The sequence below is a fragment of the Haemophilus sp. SZY H53 genome (genome assembly GCF_054332375.1).
Genome location: NZ_JBTGNV010000009.1, coordinates 39,684 through 63,467, shown reverse-complemented (window position 1 = coordinate 63,467; position 23,784 = coordinate 39,684). Strand labels below are relative to the sequence as shown.

At 35.5% G+C, this 23,784-nt stretch carries 19 protein-coding genes; 7 read left to right on the top strand and 12 right to left on the bottom strand.

The features are described 5' to 3' along the window. Positions 1 to 27 precede the first annotated feature (27 nt). From ACXVWB_RS09045 to rimO, 5 genes are all read right to left on the bottom strand, one after another. A complete protein-coding gene (locus ACXVWB_RS09045) occupies positions 28 to 1,128 on the bottom strand; it encodes a NapC/NirT family cytochrome c (RefSeq protein WP_458485328.1) in 1,101 nt (366 codons plus the stop codon). Positions 1,129 to 1,310: 182 nt separating this feature from the next. Further along, a complete protein-coding gene (locus ACXVWB_RS09040) occupies positions 1,311 to 2,246 on the bottom strand; it encodes an alpha/beta fold hydrolase (RefSeq protein ID WP_289902367.1) in 936 nt (311 codons plus the stop codon). Between the two features lie 54 nt (positions 2,247 to 2,300). Next, positions 2,301 to 3,416, bottom strand: coding sequence for an aspartate-semialdehyde dehydrogenase (asd, locus tag ACXVWB_RS09035; RefSeq protein ID WP_289902366.1), 1,116 nt, complete (start codon positions 3,414 to 3,416; stop codon positions 2,301 to 2,303). 139 nt (positions 3,417 to 3,555) lie between these two features. Next, positions 3,556 to 5,574: a UDP-glucose:protein N-beta-glucosyltransferase gene (locus ACXVWB_RS09030; protein ID WP_458485327.1), complete on the bottom strand. Its 2,019-nt coding sequence runs from the start codon at positions 5,572 to 5,574 to the stop codon at positions 3,556 to 3,558. Between the two features lie 39 nt (positions 5,575 to 5,613). Then, on the bottom strand, positions 5,614 to 6,951 hold the full coding sequence (rimO, locus tag ACXVWB_RS09025) for a 30S ribosomal protein S12 methylthiotransferase RimO (RefSeq protein WP_197563080.1): 1,338 nt from the start codon (positions 6,949 to 6,951) through the stop codon (positions 5,614 to 5,616). A gap of 165 nt (positions 6,952 to 7,116) precedes the next feature. Here rimO and ACXVWB_RS09020 point away from each other — a divergent pair, with 165 nt between their 5' ends. Continuing rightward, positions 7,117 to 7,833, top strand: coding sequence for an MgtC/SapB family protein (locus ACXVWB_RS09020; protein WP_014064479.1), 717 nt, complete (start codon positions 7,117 to 7,119; stop codon positions 7,831 to 7,833). An 8-nt stretch (positions 7,834 to 7,841) separates the two neighbouring features. Here the strand turns inward: ACXVWB_RS09020 and ACXVWB_RS09015 are convergent, their stop codons facing one another. The 7 genes from ACXVWB_RS09015 to ACXVWB_RS08985 are packed head-to-tail and all read right to left on the bottom strand — an operon-like array spanning position 7,842 to position 15,923. Then, a complete protein-coding gene (locus ACXVWB_RS09015) occupies positions 7,842 to 8,717 on the bottom strand; it encodes a DMT family transporter (protein WP_178162402.1) in 876 nt (291 codons plus the stop codon). 55 nt (positions 8,718 to 8,772) lie between these two features. Then, the gene (locus tag ACXVWB_RS09010; protein ID WP_178162574.1) at positions 8,773 to 9,708 is read right to left on the bottom strand and encodes a hypothetical protein; all 936 of its coding nucleotides are present in this window, start codon (positions 9,706 to 9,708) and stop codon (positions 8,773 to 8,775) included. A gap of 27 nt (positions 9,709 to 9,735) precedes the next feature. Next, a complete protein-coding gene (uxuA, locus tag ACXVWB_RS09005; RefSeq protein WP_178162404.1) occupies positions 9,736 to 10,920 on the bottom strand; it encodes a mannonate dehydratase in 1,185 nt (394 codons plus the stop codon). Between the two features lie 19 nt (positions 10,921 to 10,939). After that, on the bottom strand, positions 10,940 to 11,695 hold the full coding sequence (locus tag ACXVWB_RS09000) for an FCD domain-containing protein (protein ID WP_178162406.1): 756 nt from the start codon (positions 11,693 to 11,695) through the stop codon (positions 10,940 to 10,942). Positions 11,696 to 11,708: 13 nt separating this feature from the next. Next, a complete protein-coding gene (locus tag ACXVWB_RS08995) occupies positions 11,709 to 14,087 on the bottom strand; it encodes a glycoside hydrolase family 31 protein (protein ID WP_178162408.1) in 2,379 nt (792 codons plus the stop codon). 17 nt (positions 14,088 to 14,104) lie between these two features. After that, the gene (locus ACXVWB_RS08990; protein ID WP_178162410.1) at positions 14,105 to 15,406 is read right to left on the bottom strand and encodes a TRAP transporter large permease; all 1,302 of its coding nucleotides are present in this window, start codon (positions 15,404 to 15,406) and stop codon (positions 14,105 to 14,107) included. 1 nt (position 15,407) lies between these two features. Continuing rightward, positions 15,408 to 15,923: a TRAP transporter small permease gene (locus tag ACXVWB_RS08985; protein ID WP_178162412.1), complete on the bottom strand. Its 516-nt coding sequence runs from the start codon at positions 15,921 to 15,923 to the stop codon at positions 15,408 to 15,410. A gap of 229 nt (positions 15,924 to 16,152) precedes the next feature. On the opposite strand from ACXVWB_RS08985, the gene ACXVWB_RS08980 reads away from it, so the two are divergent. The 6 genes from ACXVWB_RS08980 to mutS all read left to right on the top strand — a co-directional run bounded on the left by ACXVWB_RS08980 (position 16,153) and on the right by mutS (position 23,777). Next, positions 16,153 to 17,145 carry a TRAP transporter substrate-binding protein gene (locus ACXVWB_RS08980; RefSeq protein WP_458485326.1) on the top strand — a complete coding sequence of 331 codons (993 nt, stop codon included), beginning with the start codon at positions 16,153 to 16,155 and terminating at the stop codon, positions 17,143 to 17,145. A 55-nt stretch (positions 17,146 to 17,200) separates the two neighbouring features. Next, on the top strand, positions 17,201 to 18,145 hold the full coding sequence (locus ACXVWB_RS08975) for a sugar kinase (RefSeq protein WP_178162415.1): 945 nt from the start codon (positions 17,201 to 17,203) through the stop codon (positions 18,143 to 18,145). Positions 18,146 to 18,159: 14 nt separating this feature from the next. Beyond that, entirely contained in the window at positions 18,160 to 19,005 is an 846-nt protein-coding gene (locus ACXVWB_RS08970) for an SDR family oxidoreductase (protein ID WP_178162417.1), read from the top strand. A gap of 11 nt (positions 19,006 to 19,016) precedes the next feature. Beyond that, complete coding sequence (gene uxaC / locus ACXVWB_RS08965; protein WP_178162419.1) at positions 19,017 to 20,420, top strand: glucuronate isomerase; 1,404 nt, start codon at positions 19,017 to 19,019, stop codon at positions 20,418 to 20,420. Between the two features lie 9 nt (positions 20,421 to 20,429). Further along, complete coding sequence (locus ACXVWB_RS08960) at positions 20,430 to 21,068, top strand: bifunctional 4-hydroxy-2-oxoglutarate aldolase/2-dehydro-3-deoxy-phosphogluconate aldolase (RefSeq protein WP_289902363.1); 639 nt, start codon at positions 20,430 to 20,432, stop codon at positions 21,066 to 21,068. Between the two features lie 126 nt (positions 21,069 to 21,194). Then, positions 21,195 to 23,777: a DNA mismatch repair protein MutS gene (mutS, locus tag ACXVWB_RS08955; protein ID WP_289902362.1), complete on the top strand. Its 2,583-nt coding sequence runs from the start codon at positions 21,195 to 21,197 to the stop codon at positions 23,775 to 23,777. Positions 23,778 to 23,784: the final 7 nt, after the last annotated feature.

The window sequence follows — 23,784 nt, the reverse complement described above, 5'->3', positions numbered from 1 at the left end:
TTCAGCCTCGTTTTAGATAGTTGGTTATTATTGTTTTGCCATATCTTTGGCATTGCGTTGCAGATAAATAGTTAATGCTCGTACTTCATCTTTGTTCATTGATGTACGGTCTTTCATAGAATTCACCACACCAATCCATTGGTTAGCGGTGTAATGATCTGCACCAATTGCCGCGTGACAACCACTACATTGAGTTTGATTTAACTGATTGCCATATTGATTAAGTGCGGTCAGATCTGATGACATTTTTTCTTTTGCGACATTCACCGCAACATTGATTTCTTTCCACTCAGAATCTGTTACTGCATCATGTATTGTTTTTACGACTTGAACATGGTTACGTGCATCTTCATCCAGTAAAGCAAGCGTGATACGTTTGCCTAACTCTTGATAAACAACCGCTTCAGCTCCCACTTGTTGCCAACCATGTAAGGTGCCTTGAACTTGATCACCATTTACTTTCCATTGTATTAATTCTGCATAAGGCATGAGGCGAACCTCATTTCCTTTATCATTGGTCGCTTTCACCATTTCAGTGGCAAAAATAGCTGAGCCATCAGAGAGAATGCTACCTTGTACGGCAGAGGATTTTTGCGCATTTTGATCGCCATGCACTTCAGGAAGGAAGTGAACAATGCCTTTATGGCAATCAATACAGGTTTGGCCGTTTGTTTGAGCATCTGTATGGGTTTGTTTTGCTAATTTAGTTTGTTGTGAAAGCTCCATTGCATCAAAACTGTGGCAGCTACGACAGGTTTCTGAATCGTTGGCTTTCATATCATTCCATACCATTTGAGCAAGCTCTGCACGATGGGCTTCATATTTTTCTTTATTCTCAATCTTACCTTGTGCTTCATACCACAAGTCTTTTAAAGCAATAAATTTAGCTTTGACATAATGCCAGCCTTCTTTTGGAATATGGCAGTCTGAACATTGTGCTCGCACACCTTTTGCATTAGCAAAGTGGCTCGAGCCTTCCCATTCTTCTTTTGGATAGCTCATTGAATGACAACTGACACAAAACTCTGGTGAACTTGTTTTATGCATAACCCACTGCGTTCCCCACAATACCACAGCGCCGACACCAGCCAAGCAAAGTGCGGTGACGATTTTCTTCATTTTTGACATAGACACTCCAACTATACAAACAACAAAAACATAACTACAAATAAGTATTATGGATTGTAGGCATATAGTGAGAAAGAAACTATGATCTTGCTCAATAAAAGGCTAAACACTCATGAGATAAAAATAAAAAAACATTAATAAATCAATATATAATGTTTTGTATTTAATCTAATTAGGAAAATTTAAGAATGAAGAAATTGATTAACGCGTTCAAGCACGGCTTTTCTCACGTTATCCTTTTCAAAAAGGATTTCATGTTTTGCTTGAGGTACAAGCATGGATTCTGCATGCGGAAAAAGTGCGGTCAATTTTTCAAGATTTTTGTTATCCACTATCTTTTCCTTTTCCGCTTGTAGGATAAGCACGGGTATTTCCACTCTTGGAATGATTTTAGGGAGCGCTTTGATTGCATTTAAACACAAATGTACCCAACGGAATGTCGGGCCACCTAAGTGAATAGCTGCGCGTTTTCGATTAACTCGGTTCATCCATTTCATTCGCGTTTTAGAATGACTAAGTTCATTAAGGTTTAAATCTGCCGGTTTGTAATGTCCTTTGCCAAAAACATAACGATGACCTTGACCAAATGCCATCATCGTTGCAATGATGATTTCATCTCGTAACGGATGTTTCATGGGAACGCCAAAGAAAGGCGAAGAAAGCACAGCCTTTTTAATATGATGATCGTAATTGGCTAGATAATAGGTAGAAATCAAAGCGCCGAGGGAGTGTGCAAGAATATATTGCGCTTGATAAGAATAAAGTGCGGTCGTTTTTTCAATGATTTTTGCCATATCATCAATATAAAAACGAAACTCATCTAAATGCCCTTTTTGAGGAATAATACGCTGTGAATAGCCTTGTCCTCGGTGATCGAAAAGCAAAACATCATAACCTTGTTGATAAAAGTCATAAGCCAACTCAGTCCATTTCAGCATATTTTCTGCTCGACCATTAACCAAAATCATCAATTTTCTGACCGCGCTTTCAGGCTGAACCAAATGACGATAAGCTAATTTGATATTTCGTTCACCAGAAAGATATTGCGTCGGAAATTGCTCAAAAAAAGGCAATAACTCTGCAAGAGCAAATTGATGAAAATGAGGTTCTCTGATCATAATTTTTTAATGAAAAGGGCGTAGTAAATACGCCCTTTGTAGTGAAAGTAAAACTTATGCCACCAATTGTTTTAAGATACGGCGAACTGGCTCTGCAGCGCCCCATAATAATTGGTCACCTACAGTGAATGCCGCTAAGTATTCCGGACCCATTGCCAATTTACGTAAACGACCAACCGGTACGCTTAATGTACCTGTTATTTTCGCTGGAGTTAATTCACGTAATGTGGTTTCTTTGTCGTTTGGAATCACTTTCACCCATTCATTGTGAGACGCTAAAATTTGTTCGATTTCTTCTAACGGTAAGTCTTTTTTCAGTTTGATAGTGAATGCTTGGCTGTGGCAGCGTAATGCACCGATACGCACACATAAACCATCAACAGGAATTGGATTGTCACTTAAACCTAAGATTTTGTTGGTTTCTGCATAGCCTTTCCATTCTTCTTTCGTTTGTCCTGTTTCAGGGAGAAGTTTGTCAATCCAAGGGATTAAGCTTCCCCCTAATGCTGCACCGAAGTTATCCGTTGGGAAGCTACCAGAACGCATTTCTGCCGTCACTTTACGTTCAATATCTAAAATTGACGAAGCAGGATCTTTTAATTCACTTGAAACCGATTGTTCTAATAAGCCCATTTGTGAAATCAATTCACGCATATTTTTTGCGCCCGCACCTGAAGCCGCTTGGTAAGTTGCAACAGATACCCATTCCACTAAATCTTTTTCAAACAAACCACCGATAGCCATTAACATTAAGCTCACGGTACAGTTACCGCCTACAAAAGTTTTGATGCCTTTTTTCAAGCCTTCAGAAATTACGTGTTGGTTTACCGGATCAAGCACGATAATTGCATCATCTTTCATGCGTAGTGCAGACGCCGCATCAACCCAATAACCATCCCAACCTGTTGCTTTTAATTTTGGATAAACTTCATTGGTATAGTCGCCACCTTGGCAGGTCACGATAATGTCTAATTTTTTAAGTTCTTCAATGTCGAATGCATTTTTAAGTTCACCCGCCTCTTTTCCTGCAAATACAGGTGCTTTTTGACCTGCTTGAGAAGTGGTGAAGAAAACTGGATTAATATTGGCAAAATCTTGCTCTTGCACCATACGATCCATTAATACGGAACCGACCATTCCGCGCCAACCGATAAAACCGACGTTTTTCATGAATTTTTCCTTATTTTATGTTGTGTTGAATGGGTCTATTAATTACAGGCTTTACGCTACAAAATCAAGCTTTTTTAGAAAAAATGAGGCTTTGTTTAATTTTTCTCAATAAAAAAATCCCCTTTCGGGGATTTATTGATTATTTATCTGCTTTTTTCGTGGTTTTCTTTACCGTTTTTTTCGGCTCAGATTTACTTTCAGATTTGACCTCACTTTTCTTTGTCGGGGTAGACTTGGTGGTCTTCTCTTTTGTGGTTGCAGATTTAGTTGTTTTTTTCTTTGGCTTTTCAGCTAAATTTGCCGCTTTCCATTCCTCAAATTTTTCAAGTAATACTTTACCCATTGGGCTTGGATCGCCTGTAAATAAGGTTTGGAGGCCATTATTCTCAATGATATGACGGCGAAGTGCTAAACGTTCTTGATGATTTTCTGCTAAACGAACTGCACGCTCAACATATTCATCTACCGTATTTGCAATTAACCATTCCGGTAAACCTAAACGTTTGAATAACCCTTCATCAATATGTTCATGCACTTCTGCACCAGTTTTACATACGCCCACTAAACCTAACGTCACCATATCAATAATGCCGTTGGTGTTACCGAATGGGAATGGGTTTACCATCATATCGCAGTTATGCAAAATACGAAGATATTGATCATAAGGTGCATGTGGGTGAGCTGTCGCATCATTGCCTAAATAAGATTTAATAAAACGCTCAACATAAGGATGCGTCACACCACTAGATTGACCTAATGCAAAGTGGAAATGCACTTTCACATTAGCACGATCACGAATAGCCTTTAATGCTGCCAAGAAATAGGGGTTAAGCTTCATTGTGGTAGAGGCAATACCAATATTCACCACTTCAGGGTTTTCACGTAAGCGATATTCTACGTGTTGTGGTGCAAGTGCTGAAGGCACATAAGGTAAGGCATCTTTCGGTAAACGCAATAATTGCTCACTGAAACATTTTTCAGAACCTACATAATCATCTTCTACAATCACATATTCAATAAAATCAGAATGTGTCGTAGCTGGGTGACCTAAAGCAATCACTTGAACTGGTGCAAGGCGTGTATTGCTTGCAAAAATAGTGGTTAAATCCATCCCAATACTTGGCATATAAAGAACGGCTGCACCATTTTTTTCACAAATCTCTTTTAATTCATTCAATTTACCAAAAATATTATCACCTTTTAATAAATGGAATTCATCAAACACCGCTTGACCCGCTGCATCTACAGCTTCATTACCCACACCAATTAAATGAAAACGCTCACGCGCAGCAATCATTGAGGTGGAATGCGTACGGTAAATTGAATGAGATGAATGGAAATGCTCCAATAATACGACCATGACAGGTTTACCATCACGTTCACCTAATTTCGTGACATCGCGATCTGTCCATCCACCTTGCAATAAATGACGACGAATAACTTGGTTTAATGCTTTTTTCACCCAGTGTTTATTTTCAGCAATATCGTAGCTGCAATGCATATACACATCGTGTGAAATTGCACTCGGCACATTATTTAAATTTTCAATTGTCGCTAATTTTTCAGGGAACCATTGTAAAAGCGTACCACGCTTAGAAAATGATTGTTCTGTACCAATAAAACGTGGTGATTGCAATGCAAAACAAAGGGATGCGCATAACTCTGGATCTAAATTCCATAAAGCATCAAGATTAACATTCACATTAGATTCTGGCAGATAGAAAATACAGAATTTAATTAATGATGATCTCGTATTGTCTAAATGGAAATCGGATAAATTGGTTTTATCTGGATTGCGGTTATAAGCTTGTAAAACATGATCCGCATTCACAAATGGCGATGATGCAAAAATCATATTAATCCAACGTTGTAAGGTAAAGAAACGTTGTGCTCCGCCTTCAGAAATATCTAATTTAGGATCAGAAAATAGCTCGCTCATTGCTACCGCTACACGGGTACAAAAATGCTTAATTTTATCTTGTACTAATTCATCATTTAATTGGCTAGGATAATCAATTTCAATGCCTTCAATGCCACCAAAATTAGTATCAATTTTGCTTAAAATATCGAGCAATTCTACGCAAGCTGCTTCATAATTTTTTGCCGCAACTTCTTGTTCAAAACGGATAACACTTGGTTGTTTTTGTGCTTCTGCCATTTCTAAATTCCTTTGGTAAAAAATAAATAAAATTAATAATTAACAGGTTCCCCACAGATCATATTCATCTGAATGGGTAATGGTTACTTTAATAAATTCGCCTACTTTCACTGGCGCGCCACTTAGATTTTCAATATAAACTAAGCCATCAACTTCTGGTGCATCAGCTTTAGTACGGCCAATGATACCTTCGTCATCAATTTCATCCACAATTACATCAAGCGTTTGGCCAATTTTTTGTTTTAATCGTTCAGCCGAAATTTCTTGTTGTAACTGCATAAAGCGGTGGAAACGTTCTTCTTTTACATCTTCAGGCACTTGATCGGCCATTTCAGTTGCAGGAGCGCCTTCTACTGGGCTAAATTTGAAACAGCCCACGCGATCAAGTTGTGCTTCTTTTAAGAAATCCAATAACATTTGGAAGTCTTCTTCTGTTTCACCCGGGAAACCTACAATAAAAGTTGAACGCAAAGTTAAATCTGGACAAATCTCACGCCATTGCTTGATACGTTCTAAAGTGCGGTCAATTTTTCCTGGTCTTTTCATTGCTTTTAAAATTTTAGGACTCGCATGTTGTAATGGAATATCCAAATAAGGCAACAATAGACCTTCCGCCATTAATGGAATTAAATCATCCACATGAGGATAGGGATAAACGTAATGTAAACGTACCCAAATACCTAATTTACCAAGCTGTTTACACAAGGTCATTAAGTCATTTTTAATTGGCATACCATTCCAGAAAGCCGTTTTCACGCCACCTTCTTTGCGTTGTGTATCCATTGCATAAGCAGAAGTATCTTGTGAAACAACCAATAACTCTTTCACGCCTGCATCAGCAAGACGTTTTGCTTCATCCAATACTTGCGTGATAGAGCGGCTTTCTAAATCCCCACGTAATGAAGGGATTATACAGAATGTACAACGATGATCACAGCCTTCTGAGATTTTCAAATAAGCATAGTGTTTTGGTGTTAATTTCACCCCTTGTTTTGGTACAAGGCTGGTATATGGATTATGCTCAGGTTTAGGAACGTACTTGTGTACTTGTGCCATTACCGTTTCATAACTGTGCGGACCGCTCACTTCCAATACTTTCGGGTGAACTTGACGAATTTGATCTTCTTTTGCACCTAAACAGCCGGTCACAATCACGCGTCCGTTTTCTTCCAACGCCTCTCCAATGGCTTCAAGGGATTCCTGTACAGCACTATCAATAAAACCGCAAGTATTCACAATAACCAAGTCCACATTTTCATAACTTGGCACAATGTTATACCCATCAGTACGTAATTCAGTCAGAATACGTTCGGAATCCACTAAATTTTTAGGACAACCTAAACTTACAAAGCCAATATTCGGCGTTGATTTTTGCATAAATTTATTCTCAGCTATCATCATCTTTCAAAACTTTAGATTTTACTCAATTTCAAGCCGAAAGGCGATAAATTAAAGGTAAATTGATTGTAAATTTGCCCATTAAAGTCCTTTTTTCAGGTAGAATAATGCCCGTTTTTTTATTTACTCATATTCATTATTAACATGGAAAATTCTTTTCTTTTTTCGACCGCTCTTGAACAGACGGCTTATTTACTTATCCTAGGGAAAATGCTACTCGCACTTGTACTTGGCGGGATTATTGGCTTAGAACGTGAACTTAAACACAAACCGGTTGGGGTCAAAACCTGTGCCATTATTGCGGTGACGACTTGTGTACTGACGATTGTATCTATTCAAGCCGCAGAACATTATGCGCAAGTTTCAGATAACATTCGAACTGACCCTATGCGACTTGCCGCACAAGTAATCAGTGGTATCGGTTTCTTAGGTGCAGGGGTTATTTTGCACAAGAAAAATGATGCTATTTCAGGTTTAACCACTGCAGCAATCATCTGGGCTGCGGCAGCTATTGGTGTGGCAACAGGTGCTGGTTTTATTTTTGATGCGATTATTGCCACTTTAATGATTTTAATCGCCATCCGTATCAGCCCGATTGTGCAACGTTATGTTCGCCGTAAAACCTATAAAAAGCGTACTCGATTGGCTATTCAGCTAAGTTCTGCGAACGGTATTAGTAAAGTCACAGATTTATTACTCAAACATGACTATCGTATTGAAAATATCTCGGTAAAAGACCAAGCTAGCGGCGAAGTTCGCTTGCAAGTACGATGCTACAACATCGATAATGAAATGCTAAAAGATGTCTATACGCTGTTAAAAACAGAAGATGAAGTACTGAGTGTGGATGTAGAAAATTAAAACTCTACTTATTCAAGTGATACTCTAGTTAATTTAGGTAAGCGATAAATAATCAAAGAAATTAAAATTAAACTACAACCTAATATTTTTATGAACGAAAATATTTCACCTAAAAAAAATATGCTTAAAACCAGAGTCCATATAGGTTCTAATAACATTATAACTGCTGCATTATTAATACTGCACTTATTTTGAGCAATAGTTTGTAAAAAAACCCTTAAATTGGTAGCAATAAGGATACTACCTGCAAACCAAAATAAGGTATTCATAGAGATGGGGAATAGCCATTTTTCTACCAATAAAGAATATAATCCAGCCAAAACTCCAACAACTCCGATCTGAATTGTTGTCAAAGCCAATGGTGGAATATTCTTAGCAAATTGATTATTTAACACAAAATATAATGCAGCAGAAATAGAGGCTAGTAAGAAAATAATATTACTCAAGGAAAAATGGAACATGCTGCTTTTTTGTCCCAATAAACAATAGAGCCCTAATACAGCAATAGGTAGTGAAATCCAAAAAATTTTTTGAGGTTTATGCTTAAATAATCCCCAAGATATTAAAGGAGCGATCAGCATTGATAGACTATATAAGAAAGCTCCTTCCCCTAAGTATTCGCTTAATATTAATCCAGAAATCCATAATACCATCGTTAGTATATAAGCTAAACCAACACTCACAGCTTTCATTATTTGAAAAAATTCTAACTTACAAATTGTAGAATAGGAAAAGGGCAAAAATATAAGAAATGCAATGGTGAAACGAAGGCCAATAAACCCCATCTGTGGCATTCCCTCTAAAGAATATTTAGAAAAAAACCAACCTGAAGCAGCAATAAAAGTTACAAAAAATAAAATAAGTTCGCCAGAATACTTACGCATAAATTAATAATATAAAAAAACCTGTACTTATTTAACGTAAGTACAGGTAGATAGCCTATTTAGATTTATAGATCAAAATTGCTCTATCATCAAAGGTATAATTACCTTTTACGACTCCTTTTGTTGATGGGTTTTCAATGCGCAATGGGTCGTTTTTTAGTTCTTCTTTCAATTGATTTTCATAACTATCAACAGTTGCTTCTTTCGGATAAGTTTCATATCCATCTGAAGATAATTCAATCACTTTAGGAGTTTTATCAAACTTCCAAGTTTTTAATTCCGATTCAGGGATATTAAAACCATCAATTGCCCAATATTGGAAAGCTTTTGGAGCGTTTGGGTTGTTTTGAAATTCAGATTGTCTTTTCAGCAAAGGAAGAATATAAAAACGACCTAAATCATTTTCTTCTATTTGCTCAGGTGTTAATTTCAAATCTTTTAGAATTTTTACTCTCAAAGCACTATTTAATACATCAACATATTTAGCTTCATCATTGTAATTAACCCCATCAATTCTTGCCTTTGAGTCACCAATTGCAACAAGCTCATTGGTATCCAAGTTATACCAAATTAATGTTGCTGTTGGTCTAAACAATGGATTCTTTTCAAAATCCATGTCTGGATTCTTAGCATAAAATTCTTTGAATTTCTCATTAATTTTCTGCAAAATCGCTAATTTATCTGTATTAGGAGGAAGCGATTGGAAAACATCTTGAATGATATCTCTGCTAACTCGACCTCCTTTTTTGCCGTCATATTTCTTACCAGATTTATCAGTCGCTCCATCAAAAACGGCAAGATAGTGATCATTGAAAAATAATCCATCTTCACAAATTTGATTATTTTTCTCACCGGCCCCTCCTTTGCCTTGAATAAAGTAATCAATAGAACCACTTTTCACTGATGTCTGCACAAGCTTATCATAAGTCAGATCATCCTGAGCAAACACACCCAATGAAATAAAAGGTAATACTAATAATGCTTTTTTCATCATTTCCTCCTTAGTAAGGAATTCCTGTTATTTATTGAAATATACTTTTTTTAATGCCATCTCTAAACCTCGAAATTCAGCCAGACCTTTTAAACGTCCAATAGCGGAATACCCAGGATTTGTTTTCTTATGCAAATCATCCAACATCTGATGTCCATGATCTGGTCTCATAGGAATCAATCTAGTCTCACCATTATTTAAACGACGATACTCTTCAGTTAATAATGCTTTTACTACATTAAACATATCCACATCTCCTTGTAAATGAGAAGCCTCATGGAACGTTAATGGATTATCTTCTCTTTCTGTTGAGCGTAGATGAGCAAAGTAAATACGATCGGCAAATTGTTCTGTCATTTTAACTAAATCATTATCTGAACGAACACCATAAGACCCAGTACACATAGTAAAACCATTTGCTGGAAGCGGTTCTACTTCAACAAACCATTGCATATCCTCTATAGTAGATACGATACGAGGTAACCCTAATATTGGACGAGGAGGATCATCAGGATGAATAGCCAGTTTAACACCAACCTCTTGTGCAACCGGCACAATTTGATTTAAAAAATAGGCAAGATGAGAGCGGAATTTTTCTGGTGAAATATCTTTATAACGATCTAATTGTCCTTGGAACTCTTCCAAAGTATACCCTTCTTCTGCACCAGGAAGACCAGCAATAATATTATTAGTTAATTGCTTAATATCTGCTTCCGTCATCTTTTCATAATAACGTTTAGCTGCTTCCTGTTCTTCCTCTGTATAACTTAACTCTGCATTAGGACGTTTCAGAATATGCAATTCAAAGGCAGAAAAAGCTATATGATCAAAACGTAGAGCCTTAGAACCATCAGGCAATTCATAAGCTAAATCTGTACGTGTCCAATCTAAAACAGGCATAAAGTTATAACAAACTGTATCAATACCACATTTAGCTAAATTACGAAGAGTTTGTTTATAATTATCAATCCAAATCTGATAATTGCCAGTTTGTGTTTTTATTTCCTCATGTACTGGCACACTCTCAACTACAGACCAAACTAGCCCTGCTGTTTCAACTTCTGCTTTTCGTTTTTCAATTTCCTCAATACTCCAAACCTGCCCATTTGGAATATGATGCAATGCTGTTACAATACCTGTCGCACCTGCTTGTCTAATATCCGATAGAGATACCGGATCTTTGGGTCCATACCAACGCCATGCTTGTTCCATTTGAACCTCCTTCTTAATTTTAACGATCTACAACAATTGGACTCATATTAAATAGATAACCATCAAAATCAGGATCATCTACATCAGATAACTCAAAAAGTTTTTGTTTTACATTTTCTAAGTGTTGCCACATAGCTTTCTTTGCCATTGCGGGATCTTTACGTTGCAATGCCGTTATAATATTTTCATGATCTTGTAACCAAAGATGCCGATAACTCTGATTTGGAATATGTAAATGTAATCCTTGCCACATTTTGCTATTTATACGTAGCTCCCAGAGCGCCTTTTGCATATGTACAATTACTTCATTTTGCGTAATTTCAGCAATTGTTTGATGAAAATCTTCATCAGCCACATAATCTTCATCACCTTGATCTAAATTGGAACGTTCTCTAGCCAGAATTTCTTTTAAACGAACAATATCTGAACGAGTTGCTTGTAATGCAGCAAATTCAGCAATACTACTTTCCAATAATTGACGAGCTTGTAATAATTCAAAAGGTCCAACATCAACTTTATCAAGCACATCATCATTGCTTGCCTGTCTTTGAGGCAAAGCAATAACATATACGCCTGAGCCTTTTCTTACCTCAACTAGATTTTCTAATTCCAACATAATGATAGCTTCACGAATAACCGTTCTACTAACATCAAAATACTCTGCTAAATCTCGCTCTGCAGGTAATTTTTCACCAACTTTATATTGATTATTATTAAGTTGTTCTTTTAATTCATTTCCAATCTTTTTATAGGATCTTAATTCATCAAAGTTCATTACTCTTCTCTAATTAAATATTATTTAAATTTAGTTTAAAGCCATTATTCACCATGTTTCCATTAATAACAAAATCTCTTTCTTCTGAAATTGGAATCCTAAATTTAATCTCATTATATTTAGGCAAATAACCACCTGATTTAGTAATAGTTAATTCAATAGTACTATTGGTACATTTAAGGTCAATATTTAAAATTAGGCATTTACCTTTTTGATAATCAAATGTTTCACCATCATCATCAAAAATTGTAATACTTCTTTGACCATGGTTGATAAAAGGCATGATAAGCAACTCACGATAATCATCTATTAAAGTATTTTTATATCCCTTTTTAGTTAGAGGGATAATACTACCAGCTCTTACAAATAGAGGTATCCTTTCCAATGGAGCATCAGCTATTATCGTTTCGCCGCTATTAAACCATTGGTGAGAATAAAAGTCATACCAACCTGTTAAATTTTGTGGCAAATAAACTTCTCGTTTACGTTGATTTTCTTCAACCACAGAAGCCACCAATAAATCTTCACCAAACAAATAATCATCATTTTCAGCAAACGTATTAGGATCATTCTCGTGATCTAAGAAAGTTGGGCGTAACATAGGCTCATTTTCATTATGAGATTTCCAAAATGCATTATAAATATAAGGCATTAAACAATAACGTAATTGAATAGCATCACGAATAATATTCGTTACTTGAGGATACATCCAGGGTTCATTAACCGTTTTATCATCATTCCAAGAATGGATAGTAAATCGAGGATGCATTACACCATTTTGAACCCAACGAACAAAGAGTTCTGCATCAGGTTTATTACCCGAAAAGCCACCAACATCATGCCCTACATTGTGGAGAGCAGAAAGACTCATCCCTAATCCCATTTTGATATTATATTTTAGAGTATTCCAACTTGTTCGATTATCTCCAGACCAAGTTTGAACATAACGATTCATTCCTGGAGAACCCGAACGGGATATTAAATAAGGGCGTTTATTTGGAGCATGTTCTAGTTGTGCTTCATAGGAAGATTTCATCATTAACAATGGTTGCAATGGTCTCAACAATTTAATTGGCATTCCCCTACCAAAATAATGACATTTTGCATAGTTATCCCATACTTCAAATTCATTATTATCATTCCATGTAGAATCAATACCATTATCTAATAATTGTTTTTTTATATTTGACTTCCACCAATCGACAGTATCCATATTGGTAAAATCCAAATGTGATCCCTCATCATCCCAAAACATTGATCGTTCTGGCGCATTAGATTCAGAATCTTTGATAAATAAACCTAATTCTTCCACTTCTTCATAGCGTGGATGATCTTGTAATAAACAAGGTTTAATGTTGGCTGCTAATTTCATTCCTGCATCATGAAAATGCTTAGCCATTTCTAATGGTTGAGGAATTTTTTCTTTGTTCCAATTGAAAACATAGCGTTTTCCATTAATTGAAGTATAGCCTGATGAAAGTTGGAAAGAATCACATGGAATATCGTGCTTATCGCATAAATCCACAAATTTTTTTAACTGTTCTTGCGCATCTGGAGCATCGGTATAACTCATAGTCGATCCGCTATAACCTAAACTCCATTTTGGACCAAAAGCTGTACCCCCAGTTAATTGACAATATTTTTTGGTTACATCAATAATTTTTGGTCCAAGAATAACGTAATAGTCAAGATCTCCATCTTCTGCTTTATAAGAACGATAATAAGCATGGTAGTTATCAATTTCACTACCCAAGACAAACCAGCAAGGTGACAAATTATCATAATAAAGCCCATAACTGACATCTGAAGTATGAGTAATATAGAATGGAATATGTTTATATAGTGGATCTGTATACTCTGCGTTGTAGCCCATTGCATCTATATTACGCATTTCAAAACGACGACCATGTCTATTAAGGTTACCTGTTTTTTCACCTAAACCATAGTAATAGTGATCAACAGATCGGTTTATAAAATGAGAAATATCAGAATTAGATATACCCATTAAATATGCGCCTGTTTTTCTATCCATCATCAATGGCTTCCATTTTTCACCTTGTTTGAATTCCCATTCAAGATAAAGTGGCTGATGGACTGTTAAACGTAAAAGTGCGGTTGAAATTTCAAGTGTTTTTTCTGTTTGAATAAGCTGATAATTAGGCAAAGAGAACCCATCTAATGACCATTTATCTCGACCTTTCCATTCAACATCTTTTTTGTTTGGAGTTATAGCCCAAGTATGAGGAAGTTTAAATTCATTATTTCGTGTAAAGGCCACACGAATAATGTCATTTTCCAAAACAAAAATATGCAATATAAATCCATGATCACATGCCAAATCAATACGATTTTTTTCGTTTTTAATAAACTGCCATTGTTTTAATGTTTTCATCTTTGCCTTTCTCCGAATTAATAGCCTAACAGCATTTGTGGTAAAGCTAAGCTAAGTGATGGAATATAGGTTACTAATAATAAGGTTAAAATAAGAACAATATAAAATGGTAAAAGAGGCTTAATTACTTGATTAATTCTTACTCCACCAACAGAGCAACCGATAAATAATGCGCTACCAACAGGAGGGGTACAAATACCAATAGATAAGTTAAATGCCATCAAAATACCAAAATGAACAGGATCCATACCTAATTCAGTCACTATTGGTAAGAAAATTGGGGTAAAAATTAAAAGTGCTGGCGTCATATCCATAAACACACCAACAATTAATAAAATAATGTTGATAATTAAAAGTATGACTATAGGGTTATCTGAAATATCCAACAGAGCATCACTGATAGTGTAAGGAATATCCGCATTAGCCATTGCCCAAGACATCCCCATGGAAGTGCCTATTAAAAGTAAGACGATAGAAGTTGTTAATACAGATTCAAGAATAATTCCTGGTAACTCTTTAATTTTCACTTCACGGTAGAAGATTACAGCTAATACCAAGGTATACACTACTGCAAACGCTGAAGCTTCAGTTGCTGTAAATATACCACCAATAATCCCTCCCATAATCACAATAACCAAACCTAAACTTGGTAATGCATCTAAGGTTTTTTTAACGACTTCGGATTTTGTTGGCTTAGGAGATACTGGATAGTTTCTTTTTTTCGCAATAAACCCAATAATTACCATTATGGAAAGTCCCATTAAAATTCCTGGAATGTATCCAGCTAAGAATAATGCACCAATAGACGTTCCACCTGAAATTAAAGAATACACAATAAAAGTATTACTTGGTGGAATAAGTAGACCTGTAGGACAAGATGCAATATTTACTGCTGCAGAGAAAGCTGGATCATACCCTTCTTTTTTTTGAAGAGGTGACATTATTCCACCCATTGCAGCTCCCGCTGCAACTGCAGATCCCGAAATAGAGCCAAACATCATATTAGCTAACACGTTAACGTGAGCGAGTGAGCCTGGTAAACGACCTCCAAGTACTTTAGCAAATTCAATAAGTCGAATAGCAATACCTCCACGATTCATAATATTCCCTGCCAAAATAAAGAATGGAATAGCTAATAATGAGAAACTATCTAAACCTGATGCCATCTTTTGAGAAATTACTGCAATAGCAGAATCAAAAGGAATGGAAAGAGAAATCGTTAATAATGATGCCAATCCAATAGAAAATGAAATTGGTACACCAATAAATAGTAAAATAAAGAAACTAGAACATAGAACAATAACACTTGACCAATCCATTTTATTCACCTTTAACCATAATTTGAGATTGATTACTTGTGATGGTCTTGAGATTTTCATAAACATCACGTATTAAATAAATCAGCATAAAAAAGCCACTTAAAGGAATTGCAAAATAGATCAGCCCCATTTGGATACCAAGAACAGGCGAAAGCTGGCCATTGCTAAAAGTATCAAGTACTAAATTTATTCCACCATAGCACATAATAATTGCAGAGAAAGCAATACTAATAAGATTAATCACGAGAAATAAACGACTTTGATTAATTGGTGAGTTTTCTAATTTAATAGCGAGAAGATCGATAGCTAAATGCTTCTTTTTACCTAAAGCATAGGCTGCACCAACAAGACCAACCCAAATAAATAAAAATCGGGCAATTTCATCAGTATAAGTACTTGGTGCATTAAGAATATAGCGAGACATAACTTGCCATACAACACAACATACTAGGAATGAACTTAATACAACACATAATGTAGAAAGTATTTTGTCCATTATTAAGATGAATCTATTCATCGTACTAGCCTCCTATAGAGTTTTTATTATAAAATGGTTTACCAATTATCTTTAACTTTTCTTTTTTTGCAAATTTTTTTTATTAAATTCGTGATCTGGATCACCAATTTAAAAAAATTGGATTGACCACTTTTAAAATATTTGCAATATTACAAAATAACGACATCAAATGCTGTTGGTCGCTAACATTATTATTTATAAAATTCTTAATATATGTATGGAGATTTTTATGCGTACTAAGAAAAACCTACTTGCTTTTGCTTTAACTATTGCTCTTTCTGCAGGTGTATCGCTTTCAGCATCAGCGAAAACAACATTGAAATTAAGTCACAATAATGACAAAACCCACCCTGTTCATATTTCGATGCAATATATGGCTGATGAAGTTAAAAAATTAACAAATGGTGAAGTAATAATCCGCATTTATCCTAATAGTCAATTAGGAACCCAGCGAGAATCAATGGAATTACTCAAAGCTGGATCCTTAGATATGGCTAAATCAAATGCTAGTGAATTAGAAGCATTTGAACCATCCTACGGTGCATTCAATATTCCATATTTATTCCACGATGTAGATCATTATTACAAAGTATTAACAGACAAAGACATCGGACAAAAAATTCTTGATGCCTCTAAAGATAAAGGTTTTATCGGTTTAACTTACTATGATGGCGGCGCTCGTAGTTTTTATGCGGCTAAACCAATTAAATCTCCTGAAGATTTAAAAGGTATGAAAATTCGTGTTCAGCCAAGTCCAACGGCTGTTGAAATGATTAAATTAATGGGAGCATCTCCAACTCCTTTAGCTTATGGAGAACTCTACACTGCCTTACAACAGAAAGTAGTAGATGGGGCTGAAAATAATCAAACAGCACTAACTCTAGCTCGTCATGGTGAAGTGGCTAAATTCTATAGTGAAGATGAACACACTATGATTCCAGATGTATTAGTTATCGGTCAAAAATCTTGGGATAAACTTACTCCAGAACAGCAAAAAGCACTAAAAAAAGCCGCTGACGATTCAATGATGTATCATAAAGATTTATGGCAAAAAATGATTGCTGAAACCACACAAGAGGCAAAAGATAAACTAGGTGTTGAATTTGTGAAAGTAGATAAAACTCCGTTTATTGAAGCAACAAAGTCAATGCATGATGTAGCGAAACAAAATCCTGTTCTTAAAGACTATATTGAAAAAATTGATTCATTAGCAACAAAATAATATTAGCGGAAAAGGATACGGAATTCCGTATCCTTTTTCTATTTAAGAGGGTTTTATGAAAAAAATTGCACTCATTGGTGAATGCATGATTGAACTAAATGGTAAACCATTTGGGAATATGTGGCAAAGCTATGGTGGGGATACTTTAAATACAGCGACATACTTATCTCGTATAAGTAAAAAAGAAGACGTTTCTATTCATTATGTTTCAGCTTTAGGTACTGACAAATTAAGCTATGAAATGTTAACCCATTGGCAAAATGATGGAATAAATACAGATTGTGTTTTACTTGATTCAAAACATCAACCAGGCTTGTATTTGATTCAACTTGATGAAAAGGGGGAAAGAACATTCCTATATTGGAGAAATGATTCTGCTGCTCGGTATCTTCTCTCAAATTCTAATTTTTCTGATATTGTTAATCAATTAAAAAAAATGGATATGATCTACTTAAGTGGTATTTCTCTTGCTATTTTACCTAAAAATGACCGCACTTTATTGATTAAAATTTTAGAAAACCTACACCAAAAAGGAATTGAAATTGTCTTTGATAGTAACTTTCGTCCTAAACTTTGGGAAAATTTACAAGAAGCACAAGAATATTATAGACAACTATTACCTTTAGTTGATTTAGCTCTAGTTACATTAGATGATGAAAAAGCTCTATGGAATGACACAAACGAAGAAGAAACATTACACCGTTTAAAACAAATTGGCATTCCAAAAGTGATTTTAAAGTGCGGTCAAAATGGAGCTATTTTTTATGATAAAGATCAAAGAAAAACAGCTCAAGTTGCAACTCAAATTATTAATAATGTAATAGATACAACTTCTGCTGGCGACTCGTTTAATGCAGGTTTTTTACAAGGCTATTTAACAGGTAAATCATTAGAAATTTGTTGCCAACAAGGTAATAAACTTGCCGGAATAGTGATTCAACATAAAGGGGCAATTATTGATAAAACAGCCACTTCTTATCTTAAATCTGAATTTAATTAATGGAGGAATTTGTTATGAATATTGCAGCAAAACATAACTTAGAAAACAAACTTATTGTTATTACTGGTGCTGGTGGTGTACTTTGTGCATTCCTGGCAAAACAACTTGCAAAAACTAAAGCAAAAATAGCTTTATTAGATATAAATCTTGATGCAGCAAATATTGTTGCAGAAGAAATTAATCAGTCTGGCGGTATAGCAAAAGCCTATAAAGCTAACGTGTTAGAATTAGAAAATATTCAATCTGTTAGAAATCAAATATCTAAAGATTTTGGTACTTGTGATATTTTAATTAATGGTGCAGGTGGGAATAATCCAAAAGCAACAACTGATAATGAATTCCATCAATTTGACTTAAATGAAACAACCAAAACTTTCTTTGATTTAGATAAATCAGGTATTGAATTTGTTTTCAACCTTAACTATTTAGGTACCTTATTACCAACACAGGTCTTTGCTAAAGATATGCTTGGAAAACCAGGTGCAAATATCGTTAATATTTCTAGCATGAATGCTTTCACTCCATTAACAAAAATACCTGCTTATTCTGGTGCAAAAGCAGCTATCAGTAACTTTACGCAATGGCTGGCTGTTTACTTTTCTAAAGTTGGAATTCGATGTAATGCTATTGCTCCAGGTTTTTTGGTAAGTAATCAAAATCGTACATTACTTTTTGATGCTCAAGGTAATCCTACAGCTCGTGCTAATAAAATTTTAACTAATACACCTATGGGCCGTTTTGGTGAACCAGAAGAGCTATTAGGTGCATTACTTTTCTTAATAGATGAAGAGTATGCTAGCTTTGTGAATGGGGTGATTTTACCTGTTGATGGTGGTTTTTCTGCATACAGTGGAGTATAAGGAGACTTAATATGAAACTATTTATGGATGAAGATTTTTTGCTTTCAACTGATACAGCGAGAACACTCTATCATGACTATGCAAAAGCACAGCCTATTTTTGATTATCACTGTCATTTAAATCCAAAAGAAATAGCAGAAAACCGTCAATTTAAAGATTTAGCAGAAATTTGGTTAGAAGGTGATCATTATAAATGGCGAGCCTTACGTACGGCTGGTGTATCTGAAGATCTTATTACAGGTAAAACTGATAATTATCAAAAATATCTAGCTTGGGCAAAAACTGTTCCACTTTGTATTGGTAACCCTATTTATCACTGGACACATTTAGAATTACGTCGCCCATTTGGTATTAAAGATACATTATTTAATCCACAAAATGCGGAAAAAATTTGGAACAGATGCAATGAATTATTGCAGCAACCCGAATTTTCAGCACGTGGAATTATGCAACAAATGAATGTTAAATTAGTCGGAACAACAGACGATCCTATTGATGATTTACGCTATCATAAATCAATTCAAGCAGACAATTCATTTGATATTGATGTTGTCCCTAGTTGGCGACCTGATAAAGTATTAAAAATTGAATTACCTCAATTTAACGATTATATAAAACAACTAAGTGAAGTTTCTGATGTAGAAATTTATACATTTTCAGACTTACAAAAAGCATTATCAAAACGTCTTGAGTATTTTGACTTACATGGTTGTAAATCATCTGACCATGGGATGGAAATTGTTCGTTTTGCACCTATACCCGATGAAACTACATTAACTCAAATTTTGCAAAAACGTCTTCAAAATAAACAAATATTAGAACATGAAATAGCTCAATTTAGCACTGCAATTTTAGTTTGGTTGGCAGGTGAATATTGTAAACGTAAATGGGTGATGCAAATGCATATTGGTGCTATCCGTAATAATAACAGCAGAATGTTTTCTTTATTAGGTGCTGATAGTGGATTTGATTCTATTGGTGACCGAACTTATGCAGAACAGTTATCTCACTTGCTAGATGAAATGGATAAAACTAATCAACTTCCAAAAACCATTTTATATTGCTTAAATCCTCGTGATAATGAAATGATTGCTAGCATGATTGGTAATTTCCAAACAGGTGGCATTTCAGGAAAAATTCAATTTGGATCAGGTTGGTGGTTTAATGATCAAAAAGATGGTATGCAACGTCAGCTGCAACAACTATCTCAATTAAGTTTATTAAGTCAATTTGTTGGAATGCTTACTGATTCCCGTAGTTTTCTATCTTACACTCGTCATGAGTATTTTCGTAGAATTCTCTGTGAAATGATTGGTGAATGGGTAGAAAAAGGTGAAGTTCCAAATGACCTTAATTTATTAGGAAAAATGATTGAGAATATCTGCTTTAATAATGCAAAACATTACTTTAAATAGGAAAGTATCATGTCATTAACATTAAATGAAATTGAATCAAAACTTCGTAAGTTTAAGATTGTACCAGTTATAGCTCTAGATAACGAAAAAGACATTTTACCACTTGCAGACACATTAGCTGAAAATGGTTTACCTATAGCTGAAATTACTTTCAGATCCTCTTTTGCTGCAGAAGCTATTAAATTATTACGTCAAGAACGTCCAGATTTTCTCATTGCAGCTGGTACAGTTTTAACATCAGAACAAGTTTTTCAAGCAAAAAATGCAGGTGCTGATTTTGTTGTAACTCCAGGATTTAATAAAAAAATTGTAAAATTGTGCCAAGATTTAAATTTACCAATCACTCCTGGTATAAATAATCCAATGTCTATTGAAGCAGCTTTAGAACTAGGTATTGATACTGTAAAATTTTTCCCAGCTGAAGCTTCTGGTGGTATAAAAATGATCAAAGCATTATTAGGACCTTACAGCCAGCTAAAAATAATGCCTACAGGAGGAATTGATTTACAAAATATTAAAGATTATCTTGCAATTCCAAATGTATTGGCTTGTGGAGGTTCTTGGTTTGTTGATAAAAAACTAATTAATACAAAAAATTGGCAAGAAATAGGACGTTTAACAGAAGAAGTTATAAAACTGATCAAATAGAACAAAAACTTTTGTTATTTTTTGCTATCAGTGGCTTTTTGTTCCAACAATTCATACAATAACCAGTTAAAATTAGAATATTAAACTTCTAATAATTTATATCTATATTTATTCCTGGATAACGTGATGAATTTACAAGATAATTTCGAGCAGCATACGCCGATGATGCAGCAATATCTCAAGTTAAAAGCAGAAAATCCTGACATTTTGTTATTTTATCGAATGGGGGATTTTTATGAGCTTTTTTATGATGATGCAAAAAAAGCGGCGGCGTTGTTAGATATTTCTTTAACTAAACGTGGACAATCAGCAGGTAATCCCATTCCCATGGCTGGCGTGCCTTATCATGCGGTAGAAGGCTATTTAGCAAAATTAGTGCAATTAGGTGAACCTGTAGCCATTTGTGAGCAAGTGGGTGATCCCGCCACATCAAAAGGGCCGGTTGAACGAAAAATTGTACGAATTGTGACACCAGGTACGGTAAGTGATGAAGCGCTTTTACCAGAACGCCAAGATAACTTAATTGTGGCGGTTTATCAGGAAAAAGAAAAATTCGGTCTAGCCACATTAGACATGACATCTGGACGCTTCCAGCTTTGTGAACCTCATTCAAAAGAAGCCTTGCAAGCTGAATTACAGCGTATTAATCCTGTAGAATTACTTTATTGTGAAGATTTTGCTGAAATGGCCATTATCGAACCTTATAAAGGCCTACGCCGTCGTCCAATTTGGGAATTTGAACTTAGTACCGCGATTTCAGAACTTAATCGTCAATTTGGTACGAAAGATTTACGTGCATTTGGTGTAGAAAAATCACCTCTTGGCTTGGCAGCAGCAGGCTGTTTATTGCAATATGCAAAAGAAACACAACGTGCTTCTCTTCCACATATTCAAAGCATTAGTGTTATTCAAAATAACGATAATATTCAATTAGATGCTGCAACACGCCGAAATTTAGAACTCACTCAAAATCTTGCGGGTGGCACAGAAAACACGCTGGCTTCGGTATTAGATAAATGTGTTACACCAATGGGTAGTCGTTTGTTAAAACGTTGGATTCATCAACCTATCCGTCAAACAGACATTCTATTAAAACGCCAAAAAACTATTGGTGAAATTATTGAGCAAGATTTGTATCACGAATTGCAGCCTTATTTGCAACAAGTGGGGGATATGGAACGTATTCTTGCTCGTATAGCACTGCGTTCCGCACGTCCTAGAGATCTCACGCGTTTACGTACTGCATTAGAACAAATTGAACCGATAAAATCTCTGATTCATACAAAAACATCGTCAAATTTGACCGCACTTTCTGTACAAATTGATGATTTTTCAGCGCAAATCGAGCTACTTCAAAAAGCAATTATTGAAACCCCTCCGTTATTAATTCGCGATGGTGGCGTTATTGCTGAAGGCTATAATGCCGAATTAGATGAATGGCGAACCCTTTCCGCTGGCGCAACGCAATATTTAGAAAATTTAGAACAACGCGAACGAGAAAGCACAGGCATTGATACCTTAAAAATTGGCTTTAATGCGGTGCATGGTTATTACATTCAAATCAGCCAAGGGCAAGCTCATAAAGCACCGATTCATTATGTTCGTCGTCAAACCTTAAAAAATGCCGAACGCTACATTATTCCTGAATTAAAAGAATATGAAGACAAGGTTTTAAAATCAAAAGGCGCGGCGCTTGCTTTAGAAAAGCAACTTTATGATGAATTATTTGATTTATTGTTGCCACATTTAGGTCAATTACAGTTAGCCAGCTTAGCATTGTCTGAATTAGATGTGTTAGTTAACCTCGCAGAACGAGCAGAAACCTTAAATTATGTTGCTCCACAATTTAGTGATGAAATTGGTGTAAAGATTGAAAATGGTCGTCATCCTGTAGTGGAACAAGTCTTAAAAGACCCCTTTATTGCTAACCCTGTGAATCTCAATCAGCAACGTCATTTGCTGATTATTACTGGCCCAAATATGGGTGGTAAAAGTACCTATATGCGCCAAACAGCTTTAATTACGTTAATGGCCTATATAGGCAGTTTTGTGCCGGCTGATAGTGCGGTTATTGGGCAAATTGATCGTATTTTTACTCGAATTGGAGCCTCTGATGATTTAGCATCCGGTCGTTCTACATTTATGGTAGAAATGACCGAAATGGCGAACATTCTCCATCAAGCCACTTCACAAAGTTTGGTTCTGATTGATGAAATTGGACGAGGGACGTCTACTTATGATGGGCTTTCTTTAGCTTGGGCTTGTGCCGAATGGTTAGCGAAGAAAACCCGTTCTCTTACGTTATTTGCGACCCATTATTTTGAACTCACGGCACTACCAGAAAAAATTGAAGGTATTGCGAATATTCATTTAGATGCATTAGAACATAACAATACCATCGCCTTTATGCATGCGGTTCAAGACGGTGCAGCAAGTAAAAGTTATGGTCTTGCTGTTGCAGCGCTGGCTGGTGTGCCTCAATCTGTGATTAAACTGGCGAAGCAAAAATTACATCAGTTAGAAAAATTGTCAGCACAAAATGGTGATCAACAAATTCAACATTTGAGAGCATTAAATCAATATCAAGGTGAATTGGCTTTTGAAGCAGAGTCAGATGCTTTACGTGAAGCCATTGAGCAGCTTGATCCAGATGAATTAAGTCCAAAACAAGCCTTAGCTTATCTGTATCAATTGAAGAAAATGCTGTAAGAAATAA

Excerpts from the sequence above, each read along its gene's own strand:
- ACXVWB_RS09045 (WP_458485328.1), bottom strand. The coding sequence starts at position 1,128 with ATGTCAAAAATGAAGAAAATCGTCACCGCACTTTGCTTGGCTGGTGTC.
- ACXVWB_RS09040 (WP_289902367.1), bottom strand. The coding sequence starts at position 2,246 with ATGATCAGAGAACCTCATTTTCATCAATTTGCTCTTGCAGAGTTATTG.
- asd (WP_289902366.1), bottom strand. The coding sequence starts at position 3,416 with ATGAAAAACGTCGGTTTTATCGGTTGGCGCGGAATGGTCGGTTCCGTA.
- ACXVWB_RS09030 (WP_458485327.1), bottom strand. The coding sequence starts at position 5,574 with ATGGCAGAAGCACAAAAACAACCAAGTGTTATCCGTTTTGAACAAGAA.
- rimO (WP_197563080.1), bottom strand. The coding sequence starts at position 6,951 with ATGCAAAAATCAACGCCGAATATTGGCTTTGTAAGTTTAGGTTGTCCT.
- ACXVWB_RS09020 (WP_014064479.1), top strand. The coding sequence starts at position 7,117 with ATGGAAAATTCTTTTCTTTTTTCGACCGCTCTTGAACAGACGGCTTAT.
- ACXVWB_RS09015 (WP_178162402.1), bottom strand. The coding sequence starts at position 8,717 with ATGCGTAAGTATTCTGGCGAACTTATTTTATTTTTTGTAACTTTTATT.
- ACXVWB_RS09010 (WP_178162574.1), bottom strand. The coding sequence starts at position 9,708 with ATGAAAAAAGCATTATTAGTATTACCTTTTATTTCATTGGGTGTGTTT.
- uxuA (WP_178162404.1), bottom strand. The coding sequence starts at position 10,920 with ATGGAACAAGCATGGCGTTGGTATGGACCCAAAGATCCGGTATCTCTA.
- ACXVWB_RS09000 (WP_178162406.1), bottom strand. The coding sequence starts at position 11,695 with ATGAACTTTGATGAATTAAGATCCTATAAAAAGATTGGAAATGAATTA.
- ACXVWB_RS08995 (WP_178162408.1), bottom strand. The coding sequence starts at position 14,087 with ATGAAAACATTAAAACAATGGCAGTTTATTAAAAACGAAAAAAATCGT.
- ACXVWB_RS08990 (WP_178162410.1), bottom strand. The coding sequence starts at position 15,406 with ATGGATTGGTCAAGTGTTATTGTTCTATGTTCTAGTTTCTTTATTTTA.
- ACXVWB_RS08985 (WP_178162412.1), bottom strand. The coding sequence starts at position 15,923 with ATGAATAGATTCATCTTAATAATGGACAAAATACTTTCTACATTATGT.
- ACXVWB_RS08980 (WP_458485326.1), top strand. The coding sequence starts at position 16,153 with ATGCGTACTAAGAAAAACCTACTTGCTTTTGCTTTAACTATTGCTCTT.
- ACXVWB_RS08975 (WP_178162415.1), top strand. The coding sequence starts at position 17,201 with ATGAAAAAAATTGCACTCATTGGTGAATGCATGATTGAACTAAATGGT.
- ACXVWB_RS08970 (WP_178162417.1), top strand. The coding sequence starts at position 18,160 with ATGAATATTGCAGCAAAACATAACTTAGAAAACAAACTTATTGTTATT.
- uxaC (WP_178162419.1), top strand. The coding sequence starts at position 19,017 with ATGAAACTATTTATGGATGAAGATTTTTTGCTTTCAACTGATACAGCG.
- ACXVWB_RS08960 (WP_289902363.1), top strand. The coding sequence starts at position 20,430 with ATGTCATTAACATTAAATGAAATTGAATCAAAACTTCGTAAGTTTAAG.
- mutS (WP_289902362.1), top strand. The coding sequence starts at position 21,195 with ATGAATTTACAAGATAATTTCGAGCAGCATACGCCGATGATGCAGCAA.